This window comes from Bacillus sp. P4_D3, assembly GCF_056401855.1.
Map to the genome: position 1 here is coordinate 1 of NZ_JBFUIN010000335.1, position 3,490 is coordinate 3,490.

A 3,490-nucleotide genomic window follows, 5' to 3' on the forward strand; every position below is an offset into this window, starting at 1 on the left:
GTATTCGAAGGAACGACATTAGTTATCTCACCTTTGATTTCACTTATGAAAGATCAAGTAGATACATTAATACAAAACGGTATTTCCGCTACATATATTAATAGTTCTATTTCTATTACAGAAGCGAATCAACGAATTCAATTGGCGAAACAAGGGCATTACAAGTTGCTTTACGTGGCGCCTGAGCGTCTTGATTCTATGGAGTTTGTTGATCAACTTATCGATATGAAAATCCCGATGATAGCGATTGATGAGGCGCACTGTATTTCGCAGTGGGGTCATGATTTCCGCCCGAGTTATTTACATATACATCGCATATTAGATTATCTTCCAGAAAAACCACTCGTTTTAGCATTAACAGCAACCGCGACACCACAAGTGCGTGATGATATTTGTAACACGCTTGAAATTAATCAAGAAAATACAATTATGACAACGTTCGAACGCGAGAACTTATCGTTTTCAGTAATTAAAGGACAGGATCGTAATGCGTATTTAGCAGATTATATTCGTCAAAATCAGAAGGAATCTGGGATTATTTATGCAGCTACAAGAAAAGTAGTCGATCAGTTATATGAAGATTTAGGGAAAGCAGGAGTTTCGGTATCGAAATATCATGCTGGTATGAGCGATCACGATCGAAATGAACAGCAAGAACTCTTTTTACGAGATGAAATCAGCGTTATGGTAGCGACATCAGCGTTTGGAATGGGGATTGATAAATCGAATATTCGTTACGTTATTCATTATCAACTGCCAAAAAATATGGAAAGTTACTATCAAGAAGCAGGACGTGCTGGTCGTGACGGATTAGATAGTGAATGTATTTTGTTATATTCTTCTCAAGATGTGCAAGTACAACGCTTTTTAATCGATCAATCAACTGGAGAATCACGTTTTTCAAACGAACTTGAAAAACTCCAAAATATGACCGATTACTGTCATACAGAACAATGTTTACAATCATTTATTTTGCAATACTTCGGAGAAGAGCCGAAAGAAGATTGTGGTCGCTGCGGTAATTGTACGGACGACCGTGAAAGTATCGATGTGACGAGAGAATCACAAATGGTACTATCTTGTATGATTCGAACGAACCAACGATTCGGAAAACAAATGATTGCACAAGTATTAACTGGATCTAAAAATAAGAAAGTCATTGAATTTAATTTTCATACTTTGCCAACATACGGTCTTTTGTCAAACCGTAGTGTAAAAGAAGTCAGTGAGTTTATTGAGTTTTTAATTTCAGATGAGTTAATTGCAGTTGAACATGGTACGTATCCGACATTAAAAGTAACGGAAAAAGGAAAAGAAGTATTACTTGGTAAAGAGAATGTTTTACGCAAAGAACGAGTAGAAACGAGACAAATTGTTCAAGACCATCCTTTATTTGAAGTGCTTCGTGAAGTGCGTAAAGAAATTGCGCAAGGAGAAGGTGTACCGCCGTTCGTTATTTTCTCTGACCAAACGTTAAAAGATATGTGTGCGAAAATGCCAAAAAGTGACTCCGAACTCCTAACTGTAAAAGGAATCGGAGAACACAAACTTGTGAAGTACGGGTCTCACTTCTTACAAGCAGTTCAGCACTTTATTGAGGATAACCCAAACTATGCGGAAACAATTAAGACTGAAGTTGTTTCAGAGCGTAAAAAATCAGGAAAAGCGTCAGCGAATTCTCATATAGAAACATATGAAATGTATAAACAAGGCATTGATTTAAATGAGATTGCGAAAGATAGAGGTCTATCAAGACAAACGATTGAAAACCACTTAATCCGTTGCCATGAAGATGGTATGGAAGTAGAATGGCAAAGCTTTGTTCCAACAGAGTATGAAGCTCTTATTGAAACTGCCGTACAAAATGCAGAAGGTGGTTTGAAATCTATTAAAGAACAGCTTCCAGGTGAAGTGAGTTACTTTATGATTCGTGCATATTTACAAATTAGAAAGTAAAGAGCAATAAAAAGGGGATAGGGACATATGCATCATGTTTTCGTGTATGGCACGTTAAGAAAAGAGCAAACGAATGCTCATTATATGCGAGGTGCAACATGCATCGCAGACGGAGCATGGACGTATGGCAAATTATTTGATACAAACGAAGGGTATCCTGCAATGGTTTGTTCAAACGAGGAAAAAGTATATGGGGAAGTTTATGAAGTAAATAGTGATGTTCTGCAAAAATTAGATGAACTTGAAGAATATACAGGTAATCCCGAGAGTGATTTATATGACCGGATCACCCAAACTATTTATTTTTGGGATATAGAAACACATGCATATGTGTATGTTGCTCAAGATAGAGAAATGTTAAAGAAAGTTATCATTTCTGGTGATTGGGTGGAGTATCAAAAAGGGAAATAAAAGCAGCTATAGAATGATGTGAAAGCAGATAGTGGAATAATCCATTATCTGCTTTTTGAATTTATACTTTAAAATTCTTATTTTTTGATAAATTGTGAATATAGGGAAATAATAAGGGGGGGTTTGCAGGGGTATCAGAAATTTAGTTTCTCACTTGTAGTAGAAAAATCTATGGCAGGAGGAGAATAATAATGAACGAATTAAATGTGAAGGAATTTTACAAAAAACAATTTGAACTGCCGAATTATGATATAAATATAGAAAACTGGCTAGAGCAGGTTGCTAAAGAAGTTCAAGAACAAGTTGGTCATCCATTTCAAACGATGTTAGAACTTGGTGCAGGAAATGGTGGATTCGCAAGGGCGATGTCTAAGTTAAATGTAAAAATGATTACAGTTGAACTTGTAACAGAATTAGTTGAATTTGCAAGGGATCATTCAAGTAAGGATATTACGATTCACCATGGTGATTTCTATCAAATTGACATTTCGGAAGAATTTGGTGTAGTAAGTTATTTAGATGGATTTGGTGTAGGAACAGATGATGAGCAATTGTTTCTACTAAAACGGATTAAAGATTGGATGAAGGATGTGCACTTATTGATATTTATCAACCATTGTATTGGAAAAAGATAAGTGGACAAGAAATGTCATTAAGTTCAGCTATGCGAAAATATGAATATGATAGTATAAATGAAAGAATGTTAGATCATTGGTGGAATCCTAATTATCCAAATGATATTGTGACACAGTCTTTACGTTGTTATTCAGTTGAAGAGATTAGCGATCTATGTACTGAAGCAGGTTTAAGTATTGTAGGATTCTTCCCAGGCGGAGCATTTGATTTTGAACAATCGCGATATAAAGAGCAAGCTTCACTATATGATTGCTTATCTTATCGTATAAAAGTAAAAAAGAAATAAAGAAAAGGTAGGGCTTATCCCTCATACACATTAAGATAAGTTTATGTGTATGAGGGGAATTTCAAATTTGTAGAATCTAATAAACAAATAAGACGAAAATAGTTGATATAGATTGTTGGTTAAGTGCTTCCGTACTCATGTAAATATTTTTATTAGCTTCTAATCGATTGAAAGGTTGGGTTAATGAAGTATGAGCTATGT

2 protein-coding genes and 1 pseudogene are annotated in these 3,490 nt (G+C 35.3%); all 3 read left to right on the forward strand.

Annotation, left to right across the window (positions count from 1 at the left end; all coding sequences use genetic code 11):
- Positions 1–1,956 (forward strand): DNA helicase RecQ (gene recQ, locus AC1DTM_RS20550; RefSeq protein WP_477000756.1); only part of this gene is annotated, 1,956 nt, incomplete at its 5' end.
- A gap of 27 nt (positions 1,957–1,983) precedes the next feature.
- Entirely contained in the window at positions 1,984–2,367 is a 384-nt protein-coding gene (locus AC1DTM_RS20555; protein WP_016105084.1) for a gamma-glutamylcyclotransferase family protein, read from the forward strand.
- 191 nt (positions 2,368–2,558) lie between these two features.
- Positions 2,559–3,289, forward strand: a pseudogene (locus AC1DTM_RS20560) (class I SAM-dependent methyltransferase).
- Positions 3,290–3,490 lie beyond the last annotated feature (201 nt).